The organism is Paraconexibacter algicola, from assembly GCF_003044185.1.
Classification (GTDB): Bacteria; Actinomycetota; Thermoleophilia; order Solirubrobacterales; family Solirubrobacteraceae; genus Paraconexibacter; species Paraconexibacter algicola.
In genome coordinates this window covers 2,530,073-2,552,422 of the sequence record NZ_PYYB01000001.1, presented here as the reverse complement: position 1 = coordinate 2,552,422, position 22,350 = coordinate 2,530,073, and the positions used below count along the sequence as shown (strand labels likewise).

At 70.5% G+C, this 22,350-nt stretch carries 23 protein-coding genes and 1 riboswitch; of the genes, 13 read left to right on the top strand and 10 right to left on the bottom strand.

Annotated features, from left to right (window positions below):
• Window positions 1-125: 125 nt before the first annotated feature.
• From C7Y72_RS12090 to C7Y72_RS12065, 6 genes are all read left to right on the top strand, one after another.
• The gene (locus tag C7Y72_RS12090) at window positions 126-509 is read left to right on the top strand and encodes a hypothetical protein (protein WP_146175354.1); all 384 of its coding nucleotides are present in this window, start codon (window positions 126-128) and stop codon (window positions 507-509) included.
• Between the two features lie 304 nt (window positions 510-813).
• Window positions 814-2,121, top strand: coding sequence for an MFS transporter (locus tag C7Y72_RS12085; RefSeq protein ID WP_107568968.1), 1,308 nt, complete (start codon window positions 814-816; stop codon window positions 2,119-2,121).
• Window positions 2,122-2,187: 66 nt separating this feature from the next.
• Window positions 2,188-2,646 (top strand): hypothetical protein, encoded by a 459-nt coding sequence (locus C7Y72_RS12080; protein WP_107568967.1) that lies wholly within the window; start codon window positions 2,188-2,190, stop codon window positions 2,644-2,646.
• 29 nt (window positions 2,647-2,675) lie between these two features.
• Complete coding sequence (locus tag C7Y72_RS12075) at window positions 2,676-4,046, top strand: fenitrothion hydrolase (RefSeq protein WP_107568966.1); 1,371 nt, start codon at window positions 2,676-2,678, stop codon at window positions 4,044-4,046.
• Window positions 4,047-4,149: 103 nt separating this feature from the next.
• On the top strand, window positions 4,150-4,926 hold the full coding sequence (locus C7Y72_RS12070; RefSeq protein WP_158276824.1) for a M48 family metalloprotease: 777 nt from the start codon (window positions 4,150-4,152) through the stop codon (window positions 4,924-4,926).
• Window positions 4,927-4,959: 33 nt separating this feature from the next.
• The gene (locus C7Y72_RS12065) at window positions 4,960-5,784 is read left to right on the top strand and encodes a CPBP family intramembrane glutamic endopeptidase (protein ID WP_107568964.1); all 825 of its coding nucleotides are present in this window, start codon (window positions 4,960-4,962) and stop codon (window positions 5,782-5,784) included.
• On the opposite strand, the gene C7Y72_RS23320 is transcribed toward C7Y72_RS12065, so the two are convergent.
• Together C7Y72_RS23320 and C7Y72_RS12060 are read right to left on the bottom strand one after the other, a co-directional pair.
• Window positions 5,775-5,948 (bottom strand): hypothetical protein, encoded by a 174-nt coding sequence (locus tag C7Y72_RS23320; protein ID WP_158276823.1) that lies wholly within the window; start codon window positions 5,946-5,948, stop codon window positions 5,775-5,777. The two genes, C7Y72_RS12065 and C7Y72_RS23320, sit on opposite strands and share 10 nt — an antisense overlap.
• A 7-nt stretch (window positions 5,949-5,955) precedes the next feature.
• Window positions 5,956-7,395 carry a fenitrothion hydrolase gene (locus C7Y72_RS12060; RefSeq protein ID WP_199223929.1) on the bottom strand — a complete coding sequence of 480 codons (1,440 nt, stop codon included), beginning with the start codon at window positions 7,393-7,395 and terminating at the stop codon, window positions 5,956-5,958.
• Between the two features lie 52 nt (window positions 7,396-7,447).
• Between C7Y72_RS12060 and C7Y72_RS12055 the strand changes: the two genes are divergently transcribed.
• Entirely contained in the window at window positions 7,448-7,840 is a 393-nt protein-coding gene (locus tag C7Y72_RS12055; protein WP_107568963.1) for a BlaI/MecI/CopY family transcriptional regulator, read from the top strand.
• A gap of 239 nt (window positions 7,841-8,079) precedes the next feature.
• Here C7Y72_RS12055 and C7Y72_RS12050 read toward each other — a convergent pair whose 3' ends face one another.
• Entirely contained in the window at window positions 8,080-8,703 is a 624-nt protein-coding gene (locus C7Y72_RS12050) for a cytochrome c oxidase assembly protein (protein ID WP_146175353.1), read from the bottom strand.
• A gap of 581 nt (window positions 8,704-9,284) precedes the next feature.
• Window positions 9,285-10,298 (bottom strand): hypothetical protein, encoded by a 1,014-nt coding sequence (locus C7Y72_RS12040; protein WP_107568960.1) that lies wholly within the window; start codon window positions 10,296-10,298, stop codon window positions 9,285-9,287.
• Window positions 10,299-10,330: 32 nt separating this feature from the next.
• Window positions 10,331-10,471: riboswitch (cyclic di-AMP (ydaO/yuaA leader) on the top strand.
• 2 nt (window positions 10,472-10,473) lie between these two features.
• Between C7Y72_RS12040 and C7Y72_RS12035 the strand changes: the two genes are divergently transcribed.
• Both C7Y72_RS12035 and C7Y72_RS12030 read left to right on the top strand, forming a co-directional pair.
• Entirely contained in the window at window positions 10,474-11,574 is a 1,101-nt protein-coding gene (locus tag C7Y72_RS12035; RefSeq protein ID WP_199223928.1) for a peptidoglycan DD-metalloendopeptidase family protein, read from the top strand.
• The gene (locus tag C7Y72_RS12030; RefSeq protein WP_233243816.1) at window positions 11,556-12,380 is read left to right on the top strand and encodes a cytochrome c oxidase assembly protein; all 825 of its coding nucleotides are present in this window, start codon (window positions 11,556-11,558) and stop codon (window positions 12,378-12,380) included. The genes C7Y72_RS12035 and C7Y72_RS12030 overlap by 19 nt, the downstream gene beginning before the upstream one ends.
• Window positions 12,381-12,383: 3 nt before the next feature.
• On the opposite strand, the gene C7Y72_RS12025 is transcribed toward C7Y72_RS12030, so the two are convergent.
• Together C7Y72_RS12025 and C7Y72_RS12020 are read right to left on the bottom strand one after the other, a co-directional pair.
• The gene (locus tag C7Y72_RS12025) at window positions 12,384-13,001 is read right to left on the bottom strand and encodes a vitamin K epoxide reductase family protein (RefSeq protein WP_107568959.1); all 618 of its coding nucleotides are present in this window, start codon (window positions 12,999-13,001) and stop codon (window positions 12,384-12,386) included.
• Entirely contained in the window at window positions 12,998-13,663 is a 666-nt protein-coding gene (locus tag C7Y72_RS12020; protein ID WP_107568958.1) for a DsbA family protein, read from the bottom strand. Before C7Y72_RS12020 ends, C7Y72_RS12025 begins: the two co-directional genes overlap by 4 nt.
• 62 nt (window positions 13,664-13,725) lie before the next feature.
• Between C7Y72_RS12020 and C7Y72_RS12015 the strand changes: the two genes are divergently transcribed.
• Together C7Y72_RS12015 and C7Y72_RS12010 are read left to right on the top strand one after the other, a co-directional pair.
• Window positions 13,726-15,102 (top strand): hypothetical protein, encoded by a 1,377-nt coding sequence (locus tag C7Y72_RS12015; protein ID WP_107568957.1) that lies wholly within the window; start codon window positions 13,726-13,728, stop codon window positions 15,100-15,102.
• Between the two features lie 39 nt (window positions 15,103-15,141).
• Window positions 15,142-17,136 (top strand): heavy metal translocating P-type ATPase, encoded by a 1,995-nt coding sequence (locus tag C7Y72_RS12010; RefSeq protein ID WP_107568956.1) that lies wholly within the window; start codon window positions 15,142-15,144, stop codon window positions 17,134-17,136.
• On the opposite strand, the gene C7Y72_RS12005 is transcribed toward C7Y72_RS12010, so the two are convergent.
• Window positions 17,118-19,235, bottom strand: a complete 2,118-nt coding sequence (locus tag C7Y72_RS12005) for a heme lyase CcmF/NrfE family subunit (RefSeq protein ID WP_158276822.1) — start codon at window positions 19,233-19,235, stop codon at window positions 17,118-17,120. The two genes, C7Y72_RS12010 and C7Y72_RS12005, sit on opposite strands and share 19 nt — an antisense overlap.
• Window positions 19,236-19,338: 103 nt before the next feature.
• On the opposite strand from C7Y72_RS12005, the gene C7Y72_RS12000 reads away from it, so the two are divergent.
• Entirely contained in the window at window positions 19,339-19,902 is a 564-nt protein-coding gene (locus tag C7Y72_RS12000; protein ID WP_158276821.1) for a TlpA family protein disulfide reductase, read from the top strand.
• Entirely contained in the window at window positions 19,902-20,513 is a 612-nt protein-coding gene (locus tag C7Y72_RS11995; protein ID WP_107568953.1) for an SCO family protein, read from the top strand. Before C7Y72_RS12000 ends, C7Y72_RS11995 begins: the two co-directional genes overlap by 1 nt.
• Window positions 20,514-20,517: 4 nt before the next feature.
• Here the strand turns inward: C7Y72_RS11995 and C7Y72_RS23315 are convergent, their stop codons facing one another.
• From C7Y72_RS23315 to C7Y72_RS11980, 3 genes are read right to left on the bottom strand one after another with little or no spacing between them, the layout of a single operon-like run.
• Window positions 20,518-21,246 (bottom strand): cytochrome c biogenesis CcdA family protein, encoded by a 729-nt coding sequence (locus C7Y72_RS23315; RefSeq protein WP_158276820.1) that lies wholly within the window; start codon window positions 21,244-21,246, stop codon window positions 20,518-20,520.
• Window positions 21,239-21,751 carry a TlpA family protein disulfide reductase gene (locus tag C7Y72_RS23310; RefSeq protein WP_107568952.1) on the bottom strand — a complete coding sequence of 171 codons (513 nt, stop codon included), beginning with the start codon at window positions 21,749-21,751 and terminating at the stop codon, window positions 21,239-21,241. Before C7Y72_RS23310 ends, C7Y72_RS23315 begins: the two co-directional genes overlap by 8 nt.
• Window positions 21,748-22,335: a methyltransferase family protein gene (locus C7Y72_RS11980; protein ID WP_107568951.1), complete on the bottom strand. Its 588-nt coding sequence runs from the start codon at window positions 22,333-22,335 to the stop codon at window positions 21,748-21,750. Before C7Y72_RS11980 ends, C7Y72_RS23310 begins: the two co-directional genes overlap by 4 nt.
• Window positions 22,336-22,350 lie beyond the last annotated feature (15 nt).

The following is a 22,350-nucleotide window of genomic DNA, read 5'->3' as shown; positions in this document are numbered from 1 at the left end:
GTGAGATGACCGTCCTCAACCTTGCTGCACTCGATGGCTAGCTGGAGCTCCTGAGCACGTTGTTCGTCGGCCCTCGTCGGAGGGGCAGACCGCTAGAACATACAGCCAGTATGTATTCTGGTTTTATGAGGAATCCGGTGACATCGGTCGACGGATACACCAAGGGCATGGCGGCGATCGGCGGGAGCGTCTCCGTCTCGAGCACCCTCGCTCCTCGTCTGTTCTTTCGCGTCTTCGGCCTGCCCACCGAGCAGGCGACCCCGGGCGCCGTGCTGGGCTGGCGTCTGATGGCCGCGCGCACCGCCGCGATCAGCGCCCTCGCCGCTCGCGGGAACGCCACCGCGCGCGACCTGTTCCTCCCCGTCCAGGTCCTCGACAAGGCGGCGTGGTGGTGGGCGTACTCTCGCGGCGAGTTGCCGCGCCGTACGACGCTGATGGCGGCCGCCGCGTCTGGCGCGATCATCGGTCTAGACGTCCTCAGGCGCGCGAACCAGACCGAGCTCCGGTAGCCGTCTGAAGATCTCGGTCCTGGAAGACCGCGGCTAATTGCGAGAACGTCTGGTCGACGCGACGCGTGGTCGCCGAGGTTGGATCGAGCTGGCCTGCGGCGAGAGGACCGCGAGGTTGAACTCGAAAGAACGCCGGACGGCTGCCATCCGACTCACTGTTGGGCCAGGCGTCTCCCCTGGACCGGAGCGCGTGCCCCAGGAACGCCCAAGGAACTGCTTCCCAGAACGTCCCCGCTCCATGGGATCTGCTGTGGGTGACGTGGCGCAGCGTCGGCGCACCGATGGTGCACGATCCGTGGAACACATGCCGACGAGCCCCTTCACGATCTCCGCGCCACACGCGCACGGCGGCCATCTGCACACGCACCCGCACCGCGGACCGCATCGTCACCTGCGTCACCCGCGACGGTCGGGGCAGGCGACGGGTCCGCTCACCGACCCGGTCTATCGACGGCTGTTCGCCGCGCAGGTCGTCGCGCTCGTCGGCACGGGCGTCACAACCGTCGCGCTCGGGCTCCTGGCCTACGACCTCGCGGGCCCGAACGCGGGCAGCGTGCTGGGCGCCGCGCTCGCGCTGAAGATGATCGCCTACGTCGGCCTGGCGCCGGTCGTGGCCGCCGTCGCCCACCGCTTCGACCGTCGGCGGATGCTGATCACGCTCGACGTCGTTCGGGCGATGGTGCTCTTCGTCCTGCCGTTCGTCACGGAGGTCTGGCAGGTGTTCGTCCTGATCTTCGTGGTCAACGCCTGCGCAGCCGGATTCACCCCGGCGTTCCAGACCACGATCCCGGAGGTGCTCCCCGACGAGGCCGACTACACCCGCGCGCTGTCGCTCTCCCGCGTCGCCTACGACCTGGGTGAGCTGCTGAGCCCCGCGCTCGCCGGAGCGCTGCTGCTGCTCGTGGACTTCGATGCGCTCTTCGCGGTCAACGGCGTCACCTTCGTCCTCTCCGCCGCGCTCATCGCGGGACTCGCGCTCCCGGCCCGCAGCAGCGTCGTCTCCGACCGCAGCCGCGAGCGCATCACGCTGGGCATCAGGCGGTTCACCACCGTCCCACGCCTCCGCGCGCTCCTGGCGCTGAACCTCGCCGTGGCCTCCGCGAGCGCGATGACGATCGTCAACACCGTCGTCCTGGTCCGCGACGACCTCGAGCTCGGGGCCAGCGCCGTCGCGCTGGCCCTCTGCGCGACGGCGGCCGGCTCCGTCTTCGCGGCGGCCCTCGTCCCCCGTCTCCTGACCTGGGTCTCGGACCGCACGCTCATGCTCCTCGGGGGTGCCCTGCTCGCCGGCGCGCTCCCCGTCGTCGCCGCGCTCGGGAGCTACGCAGGCCTGCTCGTCCTGTGGGTGGTCCTCGGAGCCGGGCTCGGGCTGGTGCAGACGCCGGCCGGACGGCTCCTCCGGCGCTCCGGCAACCGCGAGGACCTCGCGCCGCTCTTCGCCGCCCAGTTCGCCCTCTCACACGCGTGCTGGCTCATCACCTACCCCGTCGCCGGAGCGCTCGGCGTCGCGTTTGGTGTCGGGGCGGTCGCGATCGCCCTTGGCGTCGTGTGCGCGCTCGCGGTCACCATCGCCGCCGTCCAGTGGCAAGCAGAAGGCATTCCGCCAGGGTGAATGCCAACGCAGCGCGGGTTCTTCTACGCTGCGTAGTACATCGCCTCCTGAGCAAAGGACCCTCCCGTGCCCCGCGTCGCACGTCTCAGCCTCATCCTGGTTGCTGTCATCGCGCTCGCCGCGACGTTCGTCGCGCTTCGGCCCACTGACGAAGATACGTCCACCCCGGTCGTGACCCAAGCCGTCACGACGGCGCCTGAACCGCCCTCCGACGGCTCGCCGGGCGCGACCGCCGCGCCTGCGGCGACCCCGGAGCCGACCCCGGCGCCCGAGATCGTCGAGGTCAAGGGCCTGGAGCCGGTCGGCGGTGTGCAGAGGCTCAGGGCGAAGCAGGGGGAAGACGTGCGCTTCGTCGTCCGAAGCGACCGCGGCGAGAACGCCCACCTGCACGGCTACGACATCGAGACGCCCGTAGGGCCGGGACGCGACGCGCGTTTCGCGTTCGAGGCGAAGATCACGGGGATCTTCGAGCTCGAGCTCGAGAACTCGGCCGTGCCGATCGCTGAGCTGCGCGTGGACCCGTGACACGACGGCGCCGTGTCATCGCGACCGCGGTGCTCTTCTGCACCGCGCTCCTGCTGCTTCCTGGCTCGGCCGCTGCGCACGGTCTCGTGGGTCGGCTCGACCTGCCGGTGCCCCAGTGGCTCTTCGCGTGGACGGCGGCCGTCGTCTTGGTCGTCTCGTTCATCGGTCTGTCGGTCGGATGGAACGAGCCTCGTCTCGAACGGGACCGGTCGACGGAGACGACGGAGGATCGTGCCCCTCGCTGGCTGAGGAACGCCGCGGGGGCCGTGGGCGTCCTGACGTTCGTGGTGGTCGTCGCGGCCGGAGTGTTCGGCGAGCAGGATCCGACGCGCAATCTGGCGCCGACGTTCGTCTACGTCGTGTTCTGGGTCGGGATTCCCCTGATCTCGCTCCTTCTGGGTGACGTCTTCAACGCGTTCAATCCCTGGCGCACCGTCGCCCGGGCGCTGCGTTTCGACGAATCCGGCACGGCGCGCGCGTACCCCGCGAAGGTCGGCCGCTACCCGGCTGCCGCGACCGTCGTGGTGTTCGCCTGGATCGAGCTGGCCGCACCATTCGGCGACGAGCCGCGTGTCGTAGCGCTCCTCGCACTCGGGTACTTCGTGACGCAGCTCTGGGGGATGCGCCGGTACGGGGTCGAGCCATGGACCAGGAGGGCCGACGGCTTCGCAGTGGCCTTCTCGCTCATCGGTTCCATGGCCCCTGTCCATTGGCGGGACGGGCGCCTCGGGATCCGCCCTCCCCTGGTCGGGCTCGCGGCCGCCGCGACTCCTCGGGGAACGCTCGCCGTGCTTGCGGCGATGATCGGGACGACGAGCTTCGACGGAGCGTCGCAGGGCGGTCTGTGGACGAGCTTCGCGCCGGACGTCGTGTCGTGGATGAGCGATCTCGGGCTCGGGGAAGCGACAACGCGAGCGATCGTGGACACGCTCGGGATCGCCTTCTGCATCGCGCTGATCCTCGTGCTGTACCGGCTCGCGATCTCGGGGATGGCGACGATGCGACCGGGCGTCGACCGAGCGAAGCTGGCCGAGCGCTTCGCGCACTCCCTCGTGCCGATCGCGCTGGCGTACGTCCTGGCGCACTACTTCAGCCTGGTCGTGTTCCAGGGCCAGGCGCTCGGCTTCATGATCTCCGACCCCTTCGCCACGGGCTCCGATCTCTTCGGCACCGCCGATGCCGGCGTCGACCTGACCGCGGTCTCGACCTCGGTCATCTGGTACGTCCAGGTCGGCGCGCTCGTCGTCGGGCACGTCGCCGGTCTGGTCCTCGCCCACGACCGCTCTCTCGCCGTCTTCCGCAACCATCGGGATGCCGTGCGCTCCCAGTACTGGATGCTGGCGGTGATGGTCGGATACACCTGCCTCGGTCTCTGGCTGCTGTCGGCGATCGGCACGTAGACCGCGTAGAGTTCGTGAGGTGCGTGGATCGCGCGTCCTCCTTGGTCCCGGCGTCGCCGCGGTCGTCCTGCTCGCGTCGTTCTGCGCGGCCGTGGCCTTCGCGTTGGACGCGGTCGCGTTCCATCACCCCTCGACGGCGGTGCGCATCCTTGCCGCCGGGCTCGCCACCGCAGGCGGCGTGGTCCTGATTCGCACCGGCCGGGAACTCATCCGCTGCGCGCTCGAGACCCGAGCGCTGCGGCGAGCCGTAGAACGCGGGTCCCGGGCGCAGGTCGTCGGAGGCCATTCTGTCCGTCTCATCGACGACCCGCGCCAAGTGGTCGGCTGCGTCGGGGTCCTCCGCCCGACCGTCCTCCTCTCGACCGGGACCGTGCAGGCCCTCTCTCCGCAGGAACTGGTCGCAGTGCTCGAGCACGAGCGCCACCACGCGCGGCGGCGCGACCCGGCCCGCGCGATGCTCGCTCGGGCGCTGGCCGAGGGCTTCGACCTCGGCAGCGCCCGGCGTCTGGCCGATGCCTGCGAGATCCGCCGCGAGCTCGCGGCCGACCGGGCGGCGTTGCTCACCGCGAGCCCGCAGGCGCTCGCCGGGGCTCTGCTCGAGGGCGAGACCTGGCCCGACGGCGGCATTCACGCGGCCCGTGTCGACGGGCTGCTCGGGCGCGACCGCCGCGTCCTGCCGGCGACGGAGATCCCCGCGATCGCCGTGGCGGTCGCGAGCCTCATCGCCGCCTCGATCCTCATCACGTCGAGCACGACCTGTGCGCCCGGCGTGGGCTGCGACGGCCACCTTCATCCGACCGTCATCGCCGGCATCGCCGGCGCCATCGCCGTCGTCGCTCTGTGGCCTCGTCCACGAAGGGCACGACCGGCCACCAGCTGATCTCCTATCCCCCGTAGTAGTACGCTGGACCCGGTGAACCGGGACTCGTGGCCCCCCTGGTGGTGCGTGATCGCACCCTTTGCGACCTTTGCTCTCGCGGGCGCCGGGGGCGCGATCGTCGTCGTGGCCACCGGCGCGGGGGAGCCGGGACGCGAGCTCTCGGCGAACGGTGCGCTGCTCGCCACGCTCTGGCAGGACGTGCTCCTCATCGTCGTCCCGCTCGCCCTCGCGGTGTCACTCCGGCATCCCGCCCCGCGGCCGGCGGACTTCGGTCTCGTGCGTATCACCCGCGGCCGGCTCGTCGGCGCCGTCGTGATCGCAGCCATGATGTTCTATGGCGTCAGCTGGCTGTACAGCCTCGTCGTCAGCGACGGCGGCAGCCAGGACACGCTCGAGCGGCTCGGCGCCGACCGCGGAGGGGCCGGCCTGATCGCCGCGGCGGTGATGGTCGTCGTGATCGCTCCGGTCGTCGAGGAGTTCTTCTTCCGCGGCTTCGTCTATCGCGCCGCCCGCAACGGACTGGGACCTGCTGGAGCCGCGCTCTTCGTCGGCGTGCTGTTCGGTGCGGTTCACCTCGGGGATCCGGACGTCCTTCCGCTCATCCCGCTTCTCGCATTCCTCGGGGCGCTGATGTGCGTGCTGTACGAGCGGACGGGCTCGCTCGCCGCACCGATCGCGCTGCACGTCCTGAACAACGCCCTGGCCTTCAGCTCGGCGACGGACCTCGACAACCCGGGAGCGGTCGGTCTCCCCCTCGGCGCGGCCATGTTGCTGGCCGTCTACCTCCTTACGACGCGCGGGGCCAGGGCCCCGGGCCGCGATGAGGAGCGCCCGCTCCTGACCGGCGCTCAGGGCTGATCGTCGCCGAGGTCCAGCAGGTCTTCGTCCTCGTCCTCCCACTCCCGCAACTCGTCGCCGGGGTCACGCCGGCGCGCGACGAGCAGTGCGCCTACGAGGATCACGACCGGGGCCATGTAGATCATGGAGAGCAGCCAGTCGCCGGCATGCGCGAGAACGAACATGAGCGCGTCAGCCCTTCGCGGCTTCCGAGAGCAACCAGAGCGCGAGGACGGTGAAGCCGACCATCACGACGAGCATCCCCACCTGAGAGCGCGTCGCCCGACGGCCGTCGCCGTAGAGCACCAGGGCGCGGTCGTGCGCGACGGCGAGTGCCGCCGCATGCCCGAGGATGACGGCGCCGACCTGCAGATACCAGATGAGCTCCGGACTGAGCCAGCCGTAGTCGATGGTCCAGTCCGCGGTCCCGAGGAGGTCGGACCCGTCGCCCCGCGGATCGCTCAGCAGGTAGGCAAGTGACTGCCCTTGAAGCAGGAGGAGGGTGACGTAGTGCGCAGCGACATACGCCGCCCCGATCGGCACGAGACCGTGGATGAAGCGGCGTGCGGTCTCCTTGACACTGCGTGGATCCCCGGCGGCGCGCCGGGTCAGCGCCGCGCCCAGGAGGAAGAACCCGCCGACGAGGAGCACGGCACCGGCGAGGCCGACGGCGTAGGCCAGTTCCAGCTCGTAGCGGGCGCTGAGCCCGAGACCCCCGAAGAGGTCGAGCAGGGTCCGGGTCCAGTCCTGCCACGTCGCGCCGCCGCTGAAGCCGTCGAACGAGGTCGAGCCGATGATGACCGCCAGCAACGCGACCGTCCCGGCACGTACCTCGACCGCGGCGAGCCCGGCCAGCGGGGGGCGCAGACCGATACGCCGGTCGTCGCGGGTCCAAGGCGAGATGCGTGACAGCAGGTTGAAGTAGACGCCGAACGCCTCGGCCTGCTCGCACCACCTCTGCACGCCGAACAACGACATCCCGACGAACTGGACCACGGTGTAGATGCACGTCGCGGTGGCCACGTTGACCGGCAGGTCGCCGTCGGTGGCCACGAGCTCGAGCCATGCGAACGCGAGCAGTCCCGCCGCGGCGGGCCAGTTGCCGAGGCGCGCCGGGTACGCAAGCGGCTCCGGCATCTCGAAGCGGGCGAGCATCCCGCCGACGGCCCGGCCGAGCGCCCGCCACGGGTTGAAGAGGCGAAAGACGTCGCCGAGCACGATGCTCAGGGGGACGAACCCCAGCCAGAAGAGGATGTAGACGAGCGTCGGAGCGAGGTTGGCGTTCGGCGACTCGGTCCCGGTGTACCCGGCCCAGATCACCCCACCGAGAGCGACGACGCCGACGGAACCGGCGAGTACCTCGAGGCTCCGGCTCGTGACGAGGCGACCGACGGCATCGGGCAGCCAGCGTGTCTCGGGCTCCTCTAGTCGCGGCTCCTTCCAGGCGACCGCGAGCAGGACGAACGTGACGATCACGACCGCCGCCGCACCGAACCCGAACAGCCACTCGGGGATCGGGAGGTCCGCACGAATCACCAGACCATGGGCGGCCGCTGAAGCGGGCAGCACCAGCGTCAGCACCAGCGCGGCCGCGAGGAGAACGGGGACCCGCAGGGAAGAGGCGACAGACACCCGCCAATACTACGCTGCGTAGTGCTCGCGGGCTCCGCGGTAGACTGCGCGCGTGCCACAGGAGCGACTACCCGAACTGCACGAGCTCGAGCGCGAGGTGATGTCTGAGGTCTGGTCTCGCGGTGAGTCCACCGTTCGTGAGGTCCTCGACGGGCTGAACGCCCGTGCGGAGAAGACGCGCGCGTACACGACCGTCATGACCGTCATGAGCCGTCTCGCGGAAAAGGACCTGCTCGTTCGCCGCCGCTCCGGCAAGACCGACCACTACACGGCCGCGCTTTCACGAGCCGACTACCACGAGCGGCGCGCAGCCGGCGAGGTCGCCGATCTGATCGACGAGTACGGCGATAAGGTCCTGGTCCACTTCGCGCGGTCGATCCAGCAGCTGGACCCGGAGCGGCGCCGCGAGCTTCGTCGCCTCGCAGGCAAGAAGCCCAAGAGCTGATGGCACACGCTGTCAGATGCAGCAGGCCTCACGCGTCCCACAGCCGGCAGCCTGAGGATCACCGTTGCGCAAAACATCTCAAGCAATTCACGGATCGTGTCCCGGGACCCGCGAATCGGTTCCTCGAACACCAAGCCCACGTTCACAACCGCCCCAGAAGACGGCTGATATCAAACGGCAGCCTGCAGCCGAGCCCCCGCCGATCCGACCTCGCCCAAGTCTAGCCGGCGGGTCATCGATCAACTCGAATCCGAGGCGAGGTCTTCGGCCTCCCCTTCCCGCAGCGCTCGAAAGAACAGCTTCGCGACTTCGACGGCCAGCAGCGGTTCGGCGACAACCAGGATGATCGCTCCGGCGGCTGCCTGGTCTGACTGCGGGTCGAGACCAAAAGCCCGGTCGTCGCCTGGGACGTCGTACACGAGCTTCGGGATCCAGGCGAGCCACATTCCGAGCGCCCCCACGCCGAGTTCCGCGAGGGCGACGAGCCCTACGGCAGCCATCCCTCGCACCGACCAGGTGCCGGTGACCGGCAGGACCAGGACGAGTCCTGCCGCGATCAAGCCGCTGTGGACTGCGAGTCCCGCGCCGGCGTTGCGAAGGTCGAGCTCGAACGACGGCGGCGCGTGCAGCGCGTAGATCGCCAGAATCCCGACAAGGACCAGCGCGACGCCCGCGCCGACCCCGAGCTGTCGACCTCCCGCGAGGCCAGGGACCACGCGGACCAGGATCGGCGGGACGAAGAACATCAGAACGACGTGCTGCAGCACATGGGGAGCCACTGACGTCGTCATCGGGGTCAAGCCGACCATGAGTCCGGCGAGGAGCGCAGCCCACATACCGCTGGATCTTGCGTCGATCGTCACCGTCCGAGTACCTCAGCGCCGTGGCCCCGGCCGTGTTTCGACCCGGAGTTCGGCGAGCTGCTCGGCGGAGCCCTCCAGCTCCAGCGCGAAACTCCCACGTCGCTCCGCGTCGAAGCTGAGACGGGTGGCGCGCCCCGGGCTGAGCCTCGTTCGAAGGTCGTAGCCGTCGAGATGCGCCGCCTCCGTGCGGTCGCTCCGAACACGCAGCTCGACACGGTCACCTTGGAGTACACGGATTCGTCGGATGCCGCCGACAGGTCGGAAGTCCCGTACCCGAATCAAACCGGGCCGCTTGACGCGCACCGGAGGCCCGGCGTCCCCGACGACGTGCGGCCCATCTCGCCTGGCAGAACGCTCCGACGGCGGAACGGCGAGGACGTGCCACAAGGCGAGCAGGGAGAGCGCCCCGAAAACGGCGACCAGTCGGACGTCCGGCGAAGGCGACATCACGTACTACGATACGTAGTACGTTCGCGGAGCGCCTCACCGCAGGAGTGAAACCTTTTAACCGTGCGGCGACATGGTCTCGATCCATCTCGCCCGCTCGATCGAGCCGGACCCGAGATCGAAGCGGGCGCCGGTCAGGCGTCGAGTGCCCTTTTGATCGCGGCCTCGAAGCTGCGGAAGCCGAAGGATCCCTCGAGCCGCTCTGCGACGCGGCCGCGCGCATCGATTGTGAAGAGCCACGGCTCCGACGGGAGGTTGAACGCCTTCAGCGGCGCGCGGAGCCCCTTGTCGAACGCGTTCTCGACGTAGACCTCCTGATGGATGAAGGTCATGCGGTCGCCGTAGGTGGCCTTGAGCTGCTCGGCGATGTCGACGACCGGCCCGCACACGCGCGACTCGCAGAGCTGCGGGGTCGCGAAGACGATGGCGACCGGCTTCTTGCCCAGCACCGCATCGAGGCTCTCTTCGTGCTGGTCGTCGGGCGGTAGACGGGTGTCGATCGCGGCAAGGTCGCCGCCGGAGGACTCCACCGTGTCCGTCGCCACGCGCGGGGCCCGCTCTCCGACGTCCGGGACGGCGTCGGCCTTGGCGTCGACGACCTTGATCTGCGTCCCTGACCCGATGAGCTTGCCGTTGATGTCGCTGGCGACCAGGACGTTGTAGGTCCCGGGACCGTCGACGTCGACGCGGGCGTCGTAGATCGCGGCGAACGGATCCTTCTCGCTGGCCGCCTGTCGGGAGCGGAACGGCGGATCGGTGACGAGGAGGTCCGCCGGGGCGGCGAACGGGCCGAGCACCCGCGCGGACTTGCCCTTGGCCAGATACACGACCGACGGCGCGTAGACGAACCCGGTCTGCTCGTCGATCAGCCCGAACGCAAGCCGCGTGCGTGCGGACGGGAAGATGCTGGTGCCCAGGGCGACCTGCGGGCCGGTCCCGTCGAGCGCCTGGCTGAGCTCGTCCAGCGTCATCTTGCCCGGCTTCGGGAACCGGGCGAGGTCGACCGACGTCGCCTCGGCCAGCTTCGCCCGCAGCGCTGCTGACGACGGTCCGCGCGGCTCGACGGACGCCCCGTCGGAGGGCGAGTTCCCGCCACAGCCGGCGAAGGTCGCGGCGCAGAGGCCGAGGATCAGGAGGTGTCGGCGCATGATCTACGACGCATCGTAGTATGGTGTGCGCCGTCATAGCAGCGCCGAGTCGTCCGGGCCACGGTCCGGACGAGCGGGGGACCCACTCCAGGGGCGAATCGACCAGGTGTCGTAGCGCGACTTTTCCGCGCGAGTCCGTCAGCTAACCCCGTAGGCAGACGAAAAGAGATTCGCGTTGACCTACAGCAGGCTGTCCCTCGCCGTCCTGGCCCCCACCGTGGCGCTCCTGTCGCCCACCGTCGCGCTCGGCGCGGCCGGCCCCGGGGGTGCTGCGATCCCGGACCCGGCAACCGCCGCCGCGGCGACGTGCGAGTCCGGCGAGAGCTGGGCCTGCCGCCGTGGCCAGACCCTGACGATCGCCGGCACCGGGATGGACGGCGTGACGCGCGTGGTGTTCCAGGGCGCCAACGGGACGAAGGACGACCGGTCCGCCACGCCCAGCTTCGCCGCCGCGACGTCACTGACGGTCGCCGTCCCGAGGGGCGCCCGCACCGGCGCCCTGCGCCTCGTGAGTCCCGCCGGGGGCTCGAGCCGTACCCGGCGCCTGCGGATCCTCACGACCCCGGTCCCGCAGGCGGACGTCACCGGCACGACCACCGACCTCACGCCCGGCGAAGCGCTGATCGCCGGCTCGCGGAAGCGGATGCTGCTGCAGTACACGGCGGCCGTCGCAGGAACGGTCGAGGCGGTCCGCCTCGACTCCGGGCAGGTGATGCGGTCGTGGCCGGTCGCGGCCGGAAGCGGCGAGCTGCGCTGGGACGGGACCGTCGGGGGTGAGGTCGTCACGGCCGGCCGGTACGTGCTGCGTCTCGCGGGTCAGCCGACCGCCTCACAGGCGAGCTCCGCCGCCGTCCAGATCCACGACGCGATCTTTCCGATCCGCGGAAAGCACGATCTCGGCCAGTCCGCGACCAACGACTTCGGCGGCGGACGTGGTCACGGCGGCCAGGACATGTTCGCGCGCTGCGGGGTCCCACTGGTGGCGGCCAGGCCCGGCACGGTGCAGTTCGAGGCGGTCCAGTCGCGCGCAGGAAACTACGTCGTGCTGCAGGACAAGACCGGCCGCTCCTACACGTACATGCACATGCGTGATCGCGCGCTCGTGAAGAAGGGCCAGCGGGTCCGGGCGGGTCAGCGGATCGGCTATGTCGGGCAGACCGGGCGCGCCTCGGGCTGTCACCTGCACTTCGAGCTGTGGACGGCCCCGGGGTGGTACACGGGCGGCGAGGGCGTGGATCCGCTTCCGGAGCTGCGCCGTTGGGACAGCTTCAGCTGACGACACCGGACGCCTCCTGGTCGGTCGCGCCCGGCCCGCTGCTGCTCGTCCTCCTGCTGCTCGGGGCCTACGGGTGGCGCTGGCGCGCCGTCCGTCGCACCGCCTCGGGCAGTCGCGACGCCCCGGTCTGGCGCCTGCTGGTGTTCCTGACCGGCGTCGCCGCGCTCGCGGCCGCGCTGTTCTCCCCGCTGGACCCGCTCGGGGAGCAGCTGTTCGCGATGCACATGGTGCAGCACGTCCTGCTCCTGGACGTCGTCCCGATCCTGCTGATTCTCGGCCTGACCAAGGTCCTCCTCCGGCCGGTCACCCGCCTGCTCCAGCCGTTGGAACGACAGGCCGGATGGTGGGCGGGACCGGTGTTCGCGATCCTGCTCTACATCGGGGTGATGTGGATCTGGCACATCCCGGCCCTCTATGACGCCGCGGTCGAGTCGTCGACCGTCCACATCCTCGAGCACCTGTCATTCACGTTCGGCGGTGCCCTCTACTGGTGGCATCTGCTGTCCCCCATCCGATCGCGGCACGCGCTCGGCGGGCTGGGCCCGGTGGTCTACATGGTCGTGACGAAGGTCCTGGTCGGGATCCTCGGCATCTTCCTGACGTTCGCACCACGACCGCTGTACGACGTGTACGCCGAGGGGCCGCGGTACTGGGGCCTCAGCGCGCTCGACGACCAGACCCTCGCCGGCGCGATCATGGCCATCGAGCAGTCGGTGGTGATGGGGATCGCCCTGGCGTACCTCTTCATCCGGGCCCTGGGCGAGGCCGACCGGGCCGACGAGCGCGCGGAGCGCCACGGCGTCTGAGCCTCAGAGCTTGTCCATCCAGTAGTCCCAGAACCCCTGCGCGATGACGGCCGCGACGGCCAGCAGCCAGACCGTGAGCACCACCCCGTGCAGCCCGGCGAGACGAGCGACGGCCCCCTGCAGCCGGTCCGGTACCGCAAGGCGCCCGGACGTGGCGTTCGCCAGGGTCAGGTAGACGAAGATCGGGATGGTCATGGCCCAGACGACCATGCAGTAGGGACACAGCGCCTCGATGCGGTACACGCTCTGGAAGATCAGCCAGTGCACGAACACCACCGCGAATGTGGCTCCGGCCTGGGTGATCAGCCACACCGAGCGCGGGAGTCTGCCGCCCGCGACCAGCACCAGTCCGAATGCGGTGATCGCACCGAACCCGGCGATCCCGATCAGCGGGTTGGGGAAGCCGAACGCCTCGGCCTGGTCCGACGACAGCACCGAGCCACAGGCCAGGACGGCGTCGATCGTGCAGGCGGGGACGTGCGTGGGGTCCTCCAGCACCCGCACCTTCTCGACCATGAGGACGATCGCGGCGACGAGTGCGATCGCCCCCGGGACAAGGAGGACCCAGCCGACGACCCGGTCGAGGAACGCGGGGGCATTCCTGATCGGGTCGATGCTCACCGGGCGCTGAACGCAGCTTCGATGTCGGCCCGCAGCTGCTCGGCGGACTGGAGGTTCATCATCTCCCCGTCGAGGAAGAGCGTCGGAGTGCTGACGACACCGAGGTTCGCGCCGTCCTGCATGTCCTTCTCGATCCGCGCGATGGTGGCCGGAGACTCGAGGTCCGCCCGGAACTTCGTCATGTCCAGCCCGAGGTCCTCGGCGTACCCGAGGAAGACGTCCTTCTTGGAGTCCTCGGACTCCCCCCACTCCTTCTGCGTCTCGTACATGCGCTTGTACATCGGCTCGAGCTTGCCCTGCTTGGACGCCGCCTCGACGGCCTGCGCGGCGATCTTGCCGTTGCGATGGCCCGGCAGCGGGAAGTAGCGGATCGCGAAGGTCATCCGGCCGGCGAACTGCTGGCGGAGCTCCTCGATCAGCGGATAGACCGCGGCGCAGGCCTCGCACTCGAAGTCGAGGAACTCGACGAGCGTGACCTTCCCGTCGGCGGCGACGTCGAGCTTGTGCGTGTCCGCGCGGACGACGGGCGTCGACGCGACGGTGTCGGGCGAGGGCTTGGCGGCTGTGGGCTCGTCGGACTGTCCGCCGGCGATGACGAGACCGAGGACGACGGCGAGAGCGACGACGACGAGCGCGCCGCTGATCTTCAGATTGGTGCTCATGGGATCCTTGTGCGGGGGTGTGAGCGCGCGACCTCTGACACAGCGTAGTAGATTGCCGCGCCGTGGACGCCCGCCCCATCGCCCGCGCGACGGCGGCCGTCGCGCTCGTCGCCGGAGCGCTGTGGTCCCTCTTCGACGGCGGTTTCGTCAACTACGACGCCGCCTACGGGCTGCTCTGGGGCGAGCAGGTCGCCCGTGGCATGAACCCGGAGTTCGTCGTCCCGCTCGCGCCGACGCCCAAGCCCCTGGCCATGCTGCTCGGGCTCGTCCTCTCCCCGCTGGGAGACGAGGCGACGACCGGCCTCAGGGTGCTGTCGTTCCTCACCCTGGGCGCGCTCGCGGTCGTGGCGTTCTCGTGCGCGCGAGCGATCGGTGGCCGGATGGCGGGCGCCGTCGCCGTCGCCCTGGTCCTCTCCTCGGTGCCGCTGCTCTCCTTCGGCACGCGCGGGTACCTGGACGTCCTGTTCGTCGCGCTGGCACTCGGCGCCGCGCGTGCCCTGGCGCGCGACGCGCCCGCGCACCACGTGGCGGGGCTGCTGGCCGCCGGTGGCCTGGTGCGGCCGGAGGCGTGGCTGCTCTCCGCGGTGCACGTCGCCTGGGTGTGGCGGCTCGACCGCCGACTCCCGCGCGCGCTCGTCGCGATCGCCGCGGCTCCTGTCGTCATCTGGACCCTGTGCGACCTGCTGGTGACCGGTGATCCGCTGTGGTCGCTCACCGGCACCCGTGCCAACGTCGAGGCGCTCGGGCGGGACACCGGCCTCGGAGCGCTGCTGACGACGGCTCCGCGACGCATCGGCGAGATCGTCCGGGAACCGGTCCTCGCCGGGAGCGTCCTCGCGATCCTCGTCCTGGCACGGCGCCCGGATCGCCAGACCGCGGTGCTCGCCGCCCTGGGGCTGCTGAGCCTCCTGTCGTTCGCCGGCCTGGTCCTGGCGGGCTCACCCGTCATCGGGCGATACCTGCTGCTGCCGTCGGTCGTGCTGATCGTTCTCGTCGGTGGCGCGGCCGGACGGGTCCGGCTGAAAGACCGGCCCGCCGTGCTGGTCGCCACGGTCGCGCTGGCCGCCATCACCATCGCCGTCGCGCCGGCGCAGCTCGACCGCCTGTCCGGACTGCGATCGTCGTTGCGCGCTCAGACGACGATCGAGCGGGACCTCGAGGCGACCGCGCACGCAGCCCGGCGGTCGGGCAGATGCCGGCCGATCACGGTCGAGGGCCATCGACAGGTGCCGGTGATCGCCCGGGAGCTCGACGTCCGCGCCGCCTCGGTCCGGCTGTACCGCGGGCAGGTGGCGGGTCTCTCCGTCGTGGCCGCCACCGACCGCATCCGGCGGCTCGCGGCGCTCGACCGCTCCGTCCGCCCCACCTCACGGACCGGCGCCCCCACGGACACGATCGTCGGACGGACCGGATCCTGGCTACTGCTCAGTCGATGCTGAGACTCATTACTATGCGTCGTAGTAGTCTAGGCTGGCGCCGTGTCCACCAGCGCACCGCCCCCGTCCACCGACGATCACGACCACGATCACGGGGGCGTCCTCGACATCTTCGGTGCGCGGACCGAGATCGTCTTCGCGCTCCTCGCCGGCGTCGCCGTCCTGACCGGCTGGCTGCTCGAGAACATCGCCGACGTCGATGGCGCGCTGCCGACCGGCCTGTTCCTCGCCGCCTACGTCTTCGGCGGGTCGCTGACCCTGCGAGAGGCGTATCAGAGCGTCCGCGCCGGACGGTTCGAGATCGATTTCCTCATGCTGGTGGCCGCCGTGGGCGCCGCCGCCCTGGGCAAGTTCTTCGAGGGCGGTCTGCTGCTGTTCCTCTTCAGCCTCGGCCACTCCCTCGAGCACTACGCGATGGGCCGGGCCAAGCGGGCCATCGAGGCGCTGGCGGAGCTCGCGCCGAAGACCGCACTGGTCCGTCGCGACGACGCCGAGGTCGAGATCGCGGTGGAGGACCTCATCGTCGGCGACACGGTGATCGTCCGCCCCAACAGCCGGATCCCTGCCGACGGGTTCGTCGTGCTCGGGACCAGCAGCGTCGACCAGGCGCCGATCACCGGGGAGAGCGTGCCGGTCGACAAGCAGCCGGTGGACGACCCGTCCCGGGCGGCCGACGCCCCGGACGGCGTGGCCCCCGAGAGCAGGGTCTTCGCGGGCACGATCAACGGAAGCGGCGCGCTCGACGTCCGCGTCACCCGGCGGGCTGCCGACAACACGCTGGCCCGTGTGGTCCAGCTGGTCAGCGAAGCCGAGACCGGGCAGTCCTCCACCCAGCGGTTCACCGACCGGTTCGAGCGCTACTTCGTGCCGGCGGTGATTCTGTTCGTGGTCGGTCTCATCGGCTCGCCGCTCGTCACCGGCGAGGACTTCAGCGACGCGTTCTACCGGGCGATGGCGGTCCTCGTCGCCGCCAGCCCGTGCGCGCTGGCCATCGCCACACCGAGTGCCGTCCTCTCCGCGGTCGCGCGGGCCGGCCGCAGCGGTGTGCTCGTCAAGGGAGGTGGACCGCTCGAGGATCTCGGATCCCTGCAGGCGATGGCGTTCGACAAGACGGGCACCATCACCGAAGGCAAGCCTCGTCTCACCGATGTGGTCGCCGGCGGCGACGTCCCCGAGGCCCGGCTCCTCCGCGCCGCTGTCGCCGTCGAGCGGCTCAGCGACCACCCGCTCGCCCGAGCGATCGTCCGGGACGCCGCCGCGCGTCTCACCGAGCCGCCGCCGACGGCCTCCGGGCTGCAGAGCATCATCGGGCGCGGCGTCCGCGCGACGCTCGACGGCCTCCCGATCCACGTGGGCAAGCTCGACCTCTTCGCCGAGATCGACGGGCCCACGCCCCCGGCCGAGATCGGCGCGTTCGTCGAGAGCCTCGAAGCCGCCGGACGTACGACGATGGTCGTCCGTCACGGCGACGAGTATCTCGGTGTCATCGGCGTGATGGACACGGCCCGCCCTGGCGTGTCCACCGTGGTCCAGGAGCTCCGCGCCCTCGGCGTCGGTCGCATGGTGATGCTCAGCGGCGACAACCAGCGGGTCGCGACCGCGATCGCGGCTGAGGTCGGGCTCGACGAAGCGCGCGGCGACCTCATGCCCGCGGACAAGGTCACCGAGATCACCGCCCTCCGCGCGCAGGGATCCGTCGGCATGGTCGGCGACGGCGTCAACGACGCGCCCGCGCTCGCGTCGGCCACGGTCGGCATCGCGATGGGCGCGGCCGGGTCCGACGTGGCCCTGGAGACGGCCGATATCGCGCTGATGGGGGACGACCTCCGTCGGCTGCCGTTCGCGGTCGGACTCGGACGCACGACCAACGCGATCATCCACCAGAACCTCATCGTGAGCCTCGGCATCGTCGCGATCCTCATCCCGGCCACGCTCCTGGGGCTCGGGATCGGGCCGGCGGTCTTCGTCCACGAGGGCTCGACGCTGGTGGTCGTCGGGAACGCCCTGCGGCTGCTCGCCTACCGCGAGACCGCCTGACGCAGACGGCCGCCGCGGGCGCGTACGCGGCGCGGGAGGCGCAGGGCGAGGAAGGCCCCGGCGCCCATCAGGCACGCACCGATCCAGATCCAGGAGACCCCGGATCGCACGATGACCCGGAACGTCACCGCAGGGGCTCGCACGACGTAGCGTTCCGCGATCGCCGTGATGATGAGCGCCTGCGCCGCGGGCGGCACCGTGGCGAAGCGTCGGTTGGCCTCGTCGATCGGGGAGCGGAGCGTCTGGAGGTCCGGAGACGCCGCGACCCAGAGGTCCCGGCCCAGGGATGCGCGGATGCCGATCTCGCTGGTGGCCTCGCCGTCGAAGAACCGTCCGAAGACCCCCTTGGACCCGACGTCCAGCGAGGGGTAGTACTCGCGCGCCGGGGACAGGGTCGCCAGCCGGCGGCCGTTCTCCCAGACCCCGAGACGTGCCCCGAACGTGATCTTCTCGCTGCGCACTTGGGCGACGGGTCGCTCGTAGTTCACGCGGTAGCCGGCGACGCTGACGCTGTCGCCGGGACGCATCCGCACGTCCTTCCCCGTCGACGACGCACCGGCGACCGCGACGCCGGCGAGCATGACCACGAACCCGATGTGCGTCAGGTAGCCCCCGTAGCGCCGGCGGTTGCGGGACACGACGGCGAGCACGGCGGCCGGCACCCGGTGTCCGGTCGCCGTCGATCGCGCCCGTCCGGCACGCAGCAGCTCCTGCGCGCTCGTCGCCAGGACGACCGTGGCGCCCAGGACCACGACCACGGTGCTCGCGGTGCTCACCCCGGCGACGACGGCGACCGCCGCCACGACCAGCCCGAGCGCGACCGGCGCCCTGAGCGCCCGGAGCCACAGACGCCACGCGGTGGCCTGCCATGCCAGGCTCGGGCCGATCGCCAGCAGCAGGACCAGACCGATGCCGAGCGGCGCCGTGTAGATCTCGAACCATGGCGGACCCAGCGCGGACTTCGTGCCGGTGACGGCTTCGCTGATCAACGGGAAGAACGTGCCCCAGAACACCACGAACGCGAGCCCGACCAGGAGCACGTTGTTCAGCAGGAAGACCATCTCCCGCGACAGCAGACCGTCCAGGCGGTGGTCGCTGCGCAGCAGCGGCCGACGCCACACGATCAGCGCGACCGACCCTCCGAGCACGATCGTGATGAGCAGGAGGAAGGGCACGCCGAGCGTCGAGGCACCGAAGGCATGGATGGAGTCCAGGATCCCCGAGCGCACCAGGAACGTCCCGACGAGCGACAGGATGAACGTCGCGGCCACCAGCGACACGTTCCAGACCTTCAGCATGCCGCGGCGCTCCTGGATGACGGAGCTGTGGATGAAGGCCGTCGCCGTCAGCCAGGGCAGCAGCGCGGCGTTCTCGACCGGGTCCCAGCCCCAGAACCCGCCCCACCCGAGCTCCGCGTAGGACCACCGAGACCCGAGGACCAGCCCGGCGGCGAGAAACGCCCAGGCGACCATCCCGTAACGCCGGACGGCGACGAGCCAGCTGGGGCCGAGACGGCCCGTGACGAGCGCCGCGACCGCGAACGCGAAGGGCACGGTCGCCCCGGCGTAGCCGATGTAGAGCGCGATCGGATGCAGCGCCATCAGGGGGTAGCGAAGCAGCGGCTGCAGACCGGCGCCCACCGTCGTGCCCTGCGGGCTCGCCTCGAACGGGCTGGCGTACACGACCATCAGGAAGGCGAAGAACGCGCAGACCGACAGCAGCACGCCGAGGACGATCGGCTCGAGGTGCCGATGAGCAACGGTGGCCCCGCGAACCACGAAGGCGCTCATGACCGACAGCACGCAGAGCCAGAGCAGCAACGACCCTGCCTGCGTCGACCACACGGCGGTCAGCTTGTAGTAGAGCGGCGTGGTCGCGCTGGAGTTCCCGGCGACCAGCGCGTAGGAGAAGTCGTCCCGGACGTAGGCGATCTCCAGCAGCAGCATTGCTCCGAGAGCGAGGCCCATGACCGCCAGCACCGACCGCCGGGCGACCTGGAGCATCCGGAAGTCGGATGTGCGGTGCGCGCGGACGGCGACCGCGATCCCGACGAGTGCGGCAAGCAGGCCGAGGATCATCAGGGCACGGCCGAGGAGCACGCCCGGAGTATGCACTACGCAGCGTAGTATCCAGCGCGTCATCGCGCCGACCCGCGACCGCGATGGGACCTGATCCTACGCTGCGTAGTACGTTGTCATGCGCATGATCGTTCGTCGGCGACCGCTCTTCTCCGTGCTGGGCCTGGGGCTCGCGGCCGCATTTCTCGCGCTGCTCGCATACGGGCTGGTCCTCCAGTCGCCGAACACCACACTGGACGACGCGGTCCAGCGCGGCGAACGCCCCGCGGCCCCCGGCAGCTCTCTCGACCTTCCGCGTCTCGAGGGCCCGGGCACCAGGTCGCTGGAGGACTACCGCGGCAAGGTGGTGGTGTTGAACTTCTGGGCCTCGTGGTGCGCTCCGTGCGAGGTCGAGGCTCCAGCGCTCCAGCGCATCCACGAGCAGCTCGTCGCCACCGGGCGGGGGACCGTTCTGGCCCCGAGCTTCCAGGACGCGATCACCGACTCCGAGCGCTTCGTGCAGCGTCTCGGTCTCAGCTTCCCGATCGTCCGCGACGTCGACACGAAGCTCGCCGCGCAGTTCGGCACCCGCAACCTCCCGGAGACCTTCGTGATCGACCCGCAGGGGCGGGTGGTGGCGATCAGCCGCGGCCAGACCGACGACCGCTTCCTTCGGGATGCGGTCCGGCGTGCCGGGGGCGGCACGTGATGCCCCCCCGCCTGCGGCTCGTCCTCGTCCTGCTGCTCGTCGTGTTCAACTTCGTGCTCTTGGGGTCCCTGCTCCTGGGTGACCGCAAGGATCCCGACGAGACCGCCGCCTCGGAGAGCGTGTTCAGCGGCGCCATGCTGCCCGCCGGCATCCGCGCACCGGACTTCCGCCTGCGCGACGAGGACGGCGCCCCCGTGACCATGGCCGGACTGCGAGGCGAGGTGGTCCTCGCCACCTTCGTGTACTCCACCTGCGACGAGAGCTGCGGACCGCAGCTGCAGCTGATCCGCCGAGCACTCGACGAGCTCGGCCGGGACATCCCGACGCTCGCCATCTCGGCCGACCCGCGGACCGACACGGCTGCCCGCGCCCGGCGGTTCCTGCTCGAGCAGCGGATGCTCGGCCGCACGCGGTTCCTCCTCGGCGATGCCGACGCGATGAGTCCGGTCTACAAGGGTTTCTTCGTCCAGCCGCAGACGGCCGAGACCGAGCATCACGCACGCCTCGTGCTCATCGACCGGCGCGGCTTCCAGCGCGTCGGATACACCCTCGCCAACACCAGCAGCGCTGGGATCGCCGCCGACATCCGCCGATTGCAGGCCGGGAGCTGAGCGCTCAAATGCTCTTCCAGAAGTTGAGACCCAGCCCGTCGAGCGCCTGCTGGATCTCGATGTTCAGCCGGAAGAGCTCACCAGAGAACACCAGCGCACCCATCGCCACCAGCGCCGCACCCGAGAGCACCTGGACTTCGCGGTGGTGTCGAGCGAACCAGGCGAAGGTCCGCGAGAGCCTCTCGTAGGCGAGCGTGGAGAGCAGGAACGGCACTCCGAGACCCGCTGAGTAGACCGCCAGCAGCCCGGCGCCGTCCGCCGTCCCGCTGGTCGTGGCGGCAAGCCCGAGGATGGCGCCGAGCGTCGGTCCGACGCACGGCGTCCACGCGACGGCGAACGCAGCTCCGGCGACGACCGGCCCGCTCCCACTCGCCCGGACCGCCAGTCCCTGGACGATCCACTGGCGGTTCAACCTGGTCACGAACGGGGTCGCCATGAAGAAGGCGCCCATGACGATCATCGCGCCGCCACCGAGCTTGTTGAGGAGCGGTTGATTGTCGAACAGGAAGCCGCCCAGCGCGGTCGCGCTCAGGCCGAACGCGATGAACACGAACGAGAAGGTCCCGACGAAGAGCAGGCTGTTCCACATCGCCGCGGCGGTGGGACGGCGGTCCTGGGGTCCCTGCCCGCACACCGCCGCGAGATACCCCGGCACCAGCGGCAGGCAACACGGAGAGAGGAACGACGCCAGGCCGGCCAGGAACGCGAGCGCGATGCTCGGGGAGTCAACCACCGTCGACCGCGTAGCGCTCGATGTCCGCGGCGAGGTCGGCCTCGCTTCGGTACGCGCCCTGGTGGGTGAAGACGAGCTCGCCGCCGGCGTTGTAGAACGCCGTGGTGGGCCAGGCCCGACCGCCACGGAAGATCCGGGCGACGTCGGCGTCGGGATCCGCGAACTGCGGGAACGGCAACGGGCTCTCCCGCAGGAAGTCGGCCGCGTCGTCGGTGCTGTCCATGGAGTTGACGCCGACGAAGGCGACCTTCCCGGCGCGCTCGCGGGCCTGGTCGCGGAAATAGGGGAACTCCTGTCTGCATGGCGCGCACCACGAGGCCCACTGGTTGACGACGACGGGGGTCCCGTCGAGGCTCGCCAGATGCGCCTTGAAGGCCGCCGCTCCTCCCCCGCGGATGCCGTTGCCGCCCTCCGGCGTCCCACCACCGCACGCCGACAGCAGCAGCGCGGTCAGCACGGCGACCGAGACGGTCGCCCGACGGTGCACTGCGCCCGCAGCGCTCATCGGGGATCGGGGTGCGTCACCACACCAGCCAGGGACCCTCGGCCCGGAACGACGAAGCCCGGGGTCTGCGCCCGGTAGGCGACCCACTCCTCCTCGAACCACCCCTCGAGCTGCTGCTCCTCCTGCTGCCACAAGCGCGTGAGGAACCAGAAGAAGATGAGCACGACCACGAGGGCGAGCGGCGAGCGACCGATGATCGAGACCGCGAGCAGCAGCAGGATCCAGGACTGATCCTGCGGATGGCGGCAGCGCTCGTATGGGCCCGTCGTCACGAGCCGCCTAGGACGCAGCTCGGAGATCTGTGCCCCGGACAGCAGCGTCCTGCTCGAGAGCACGAACGCCGTCAGGCCGACGCAGCCGGTCATGACCCCCGCCACGAGGGCCGCGTCCTCGTTGACCGGGATCCGCCACGGATCGAGGAAGGCGGCTGCGACGACGGTGTCGGCGTGCACGAGATAGGTGAGCCACGTCGCGATGACTGCGGCGAAACTCACCGACCCGTCGTCGGTCCCGCGCCGGCGAAGCCAGAGCACGAACGTCGCCAGGACCACATAGACGACGATGCCCAGACCGATGCCGATCATCGGAGTGCTGTCGGC

What these genes read in the sequence shown, in the direction of transcription:
- C7Y72_RS12090 (WP_146175354.1), top strand. Translation starts at nt 126, where the DNA reads ATGAGGAATCCGGTGACATCGGTCGACGGATACACCAAGGGCATGGCG.
- C7Y72_RS12085 (WP_107568968.1), top strand. Translation starts at nt 814, where the DNA reads ATGCCGACGAGCCCCTTCACGATCTCCGCGCCACACGCGCACGGCGGC.
- C7Y72_RS23320 (WP_158276823.1), bottom strand. Translation starts at nt 5,948, where the DNA reads ATGTTCGTTCTCGCGCATGCCGGCGACTGGCTGCTCTCCATGATCTAC.
- C7Y72_RS12040 (WP_107568960.1), bottom strand. Translation starts at nt 10,298, where the DNA reads ATGCGCCGACACCTCCTGATCCTCGGCCTCTGCGCCGCGACCTTCGCC.
- C7Y72_RS12020 (WP_107568958.1), bottom strand. Translation starts at nt 13,663, where the DNA reads ATGAGCACCAATCTGAAGATCAGCGGCGCGCTCGTCGTCGTCGCTCTC.
- C7Y72_RS12000 (WP_158276821.1), top strand. Translation starts at nt 19,339, where the DNA reads ATGATCGTTCGTCGGCGACCGCTCTTCTCCGTGCTGGGCCTGGGGCTC.
- C7Y72_RS11995 (WP_107568953.1), top strand. Translation starts at nt 19,902, where the DNA reads ATGCCCCCCCGCCTGCGGCTCGTCCTCGTCCTGCTGCTCGTCGTGTTC.
- C7Y72_RS23310 (WP_107568952.1), bottom strand. Translation starts at nt 21,751, where the DNA reads ATGAGCGCTGCGGGCGCAGTGCACCGTCGGGCGACCGTCTCGGTCGCC.
- C7Y72_RS11980 (WP_107568951.1), bottom strand. Translation starts at nt 22,335, where the DNA reads ATGATCGGCATCGGTCTGGGCATCGTCGTCTATGTGGTCCTGGCGACG.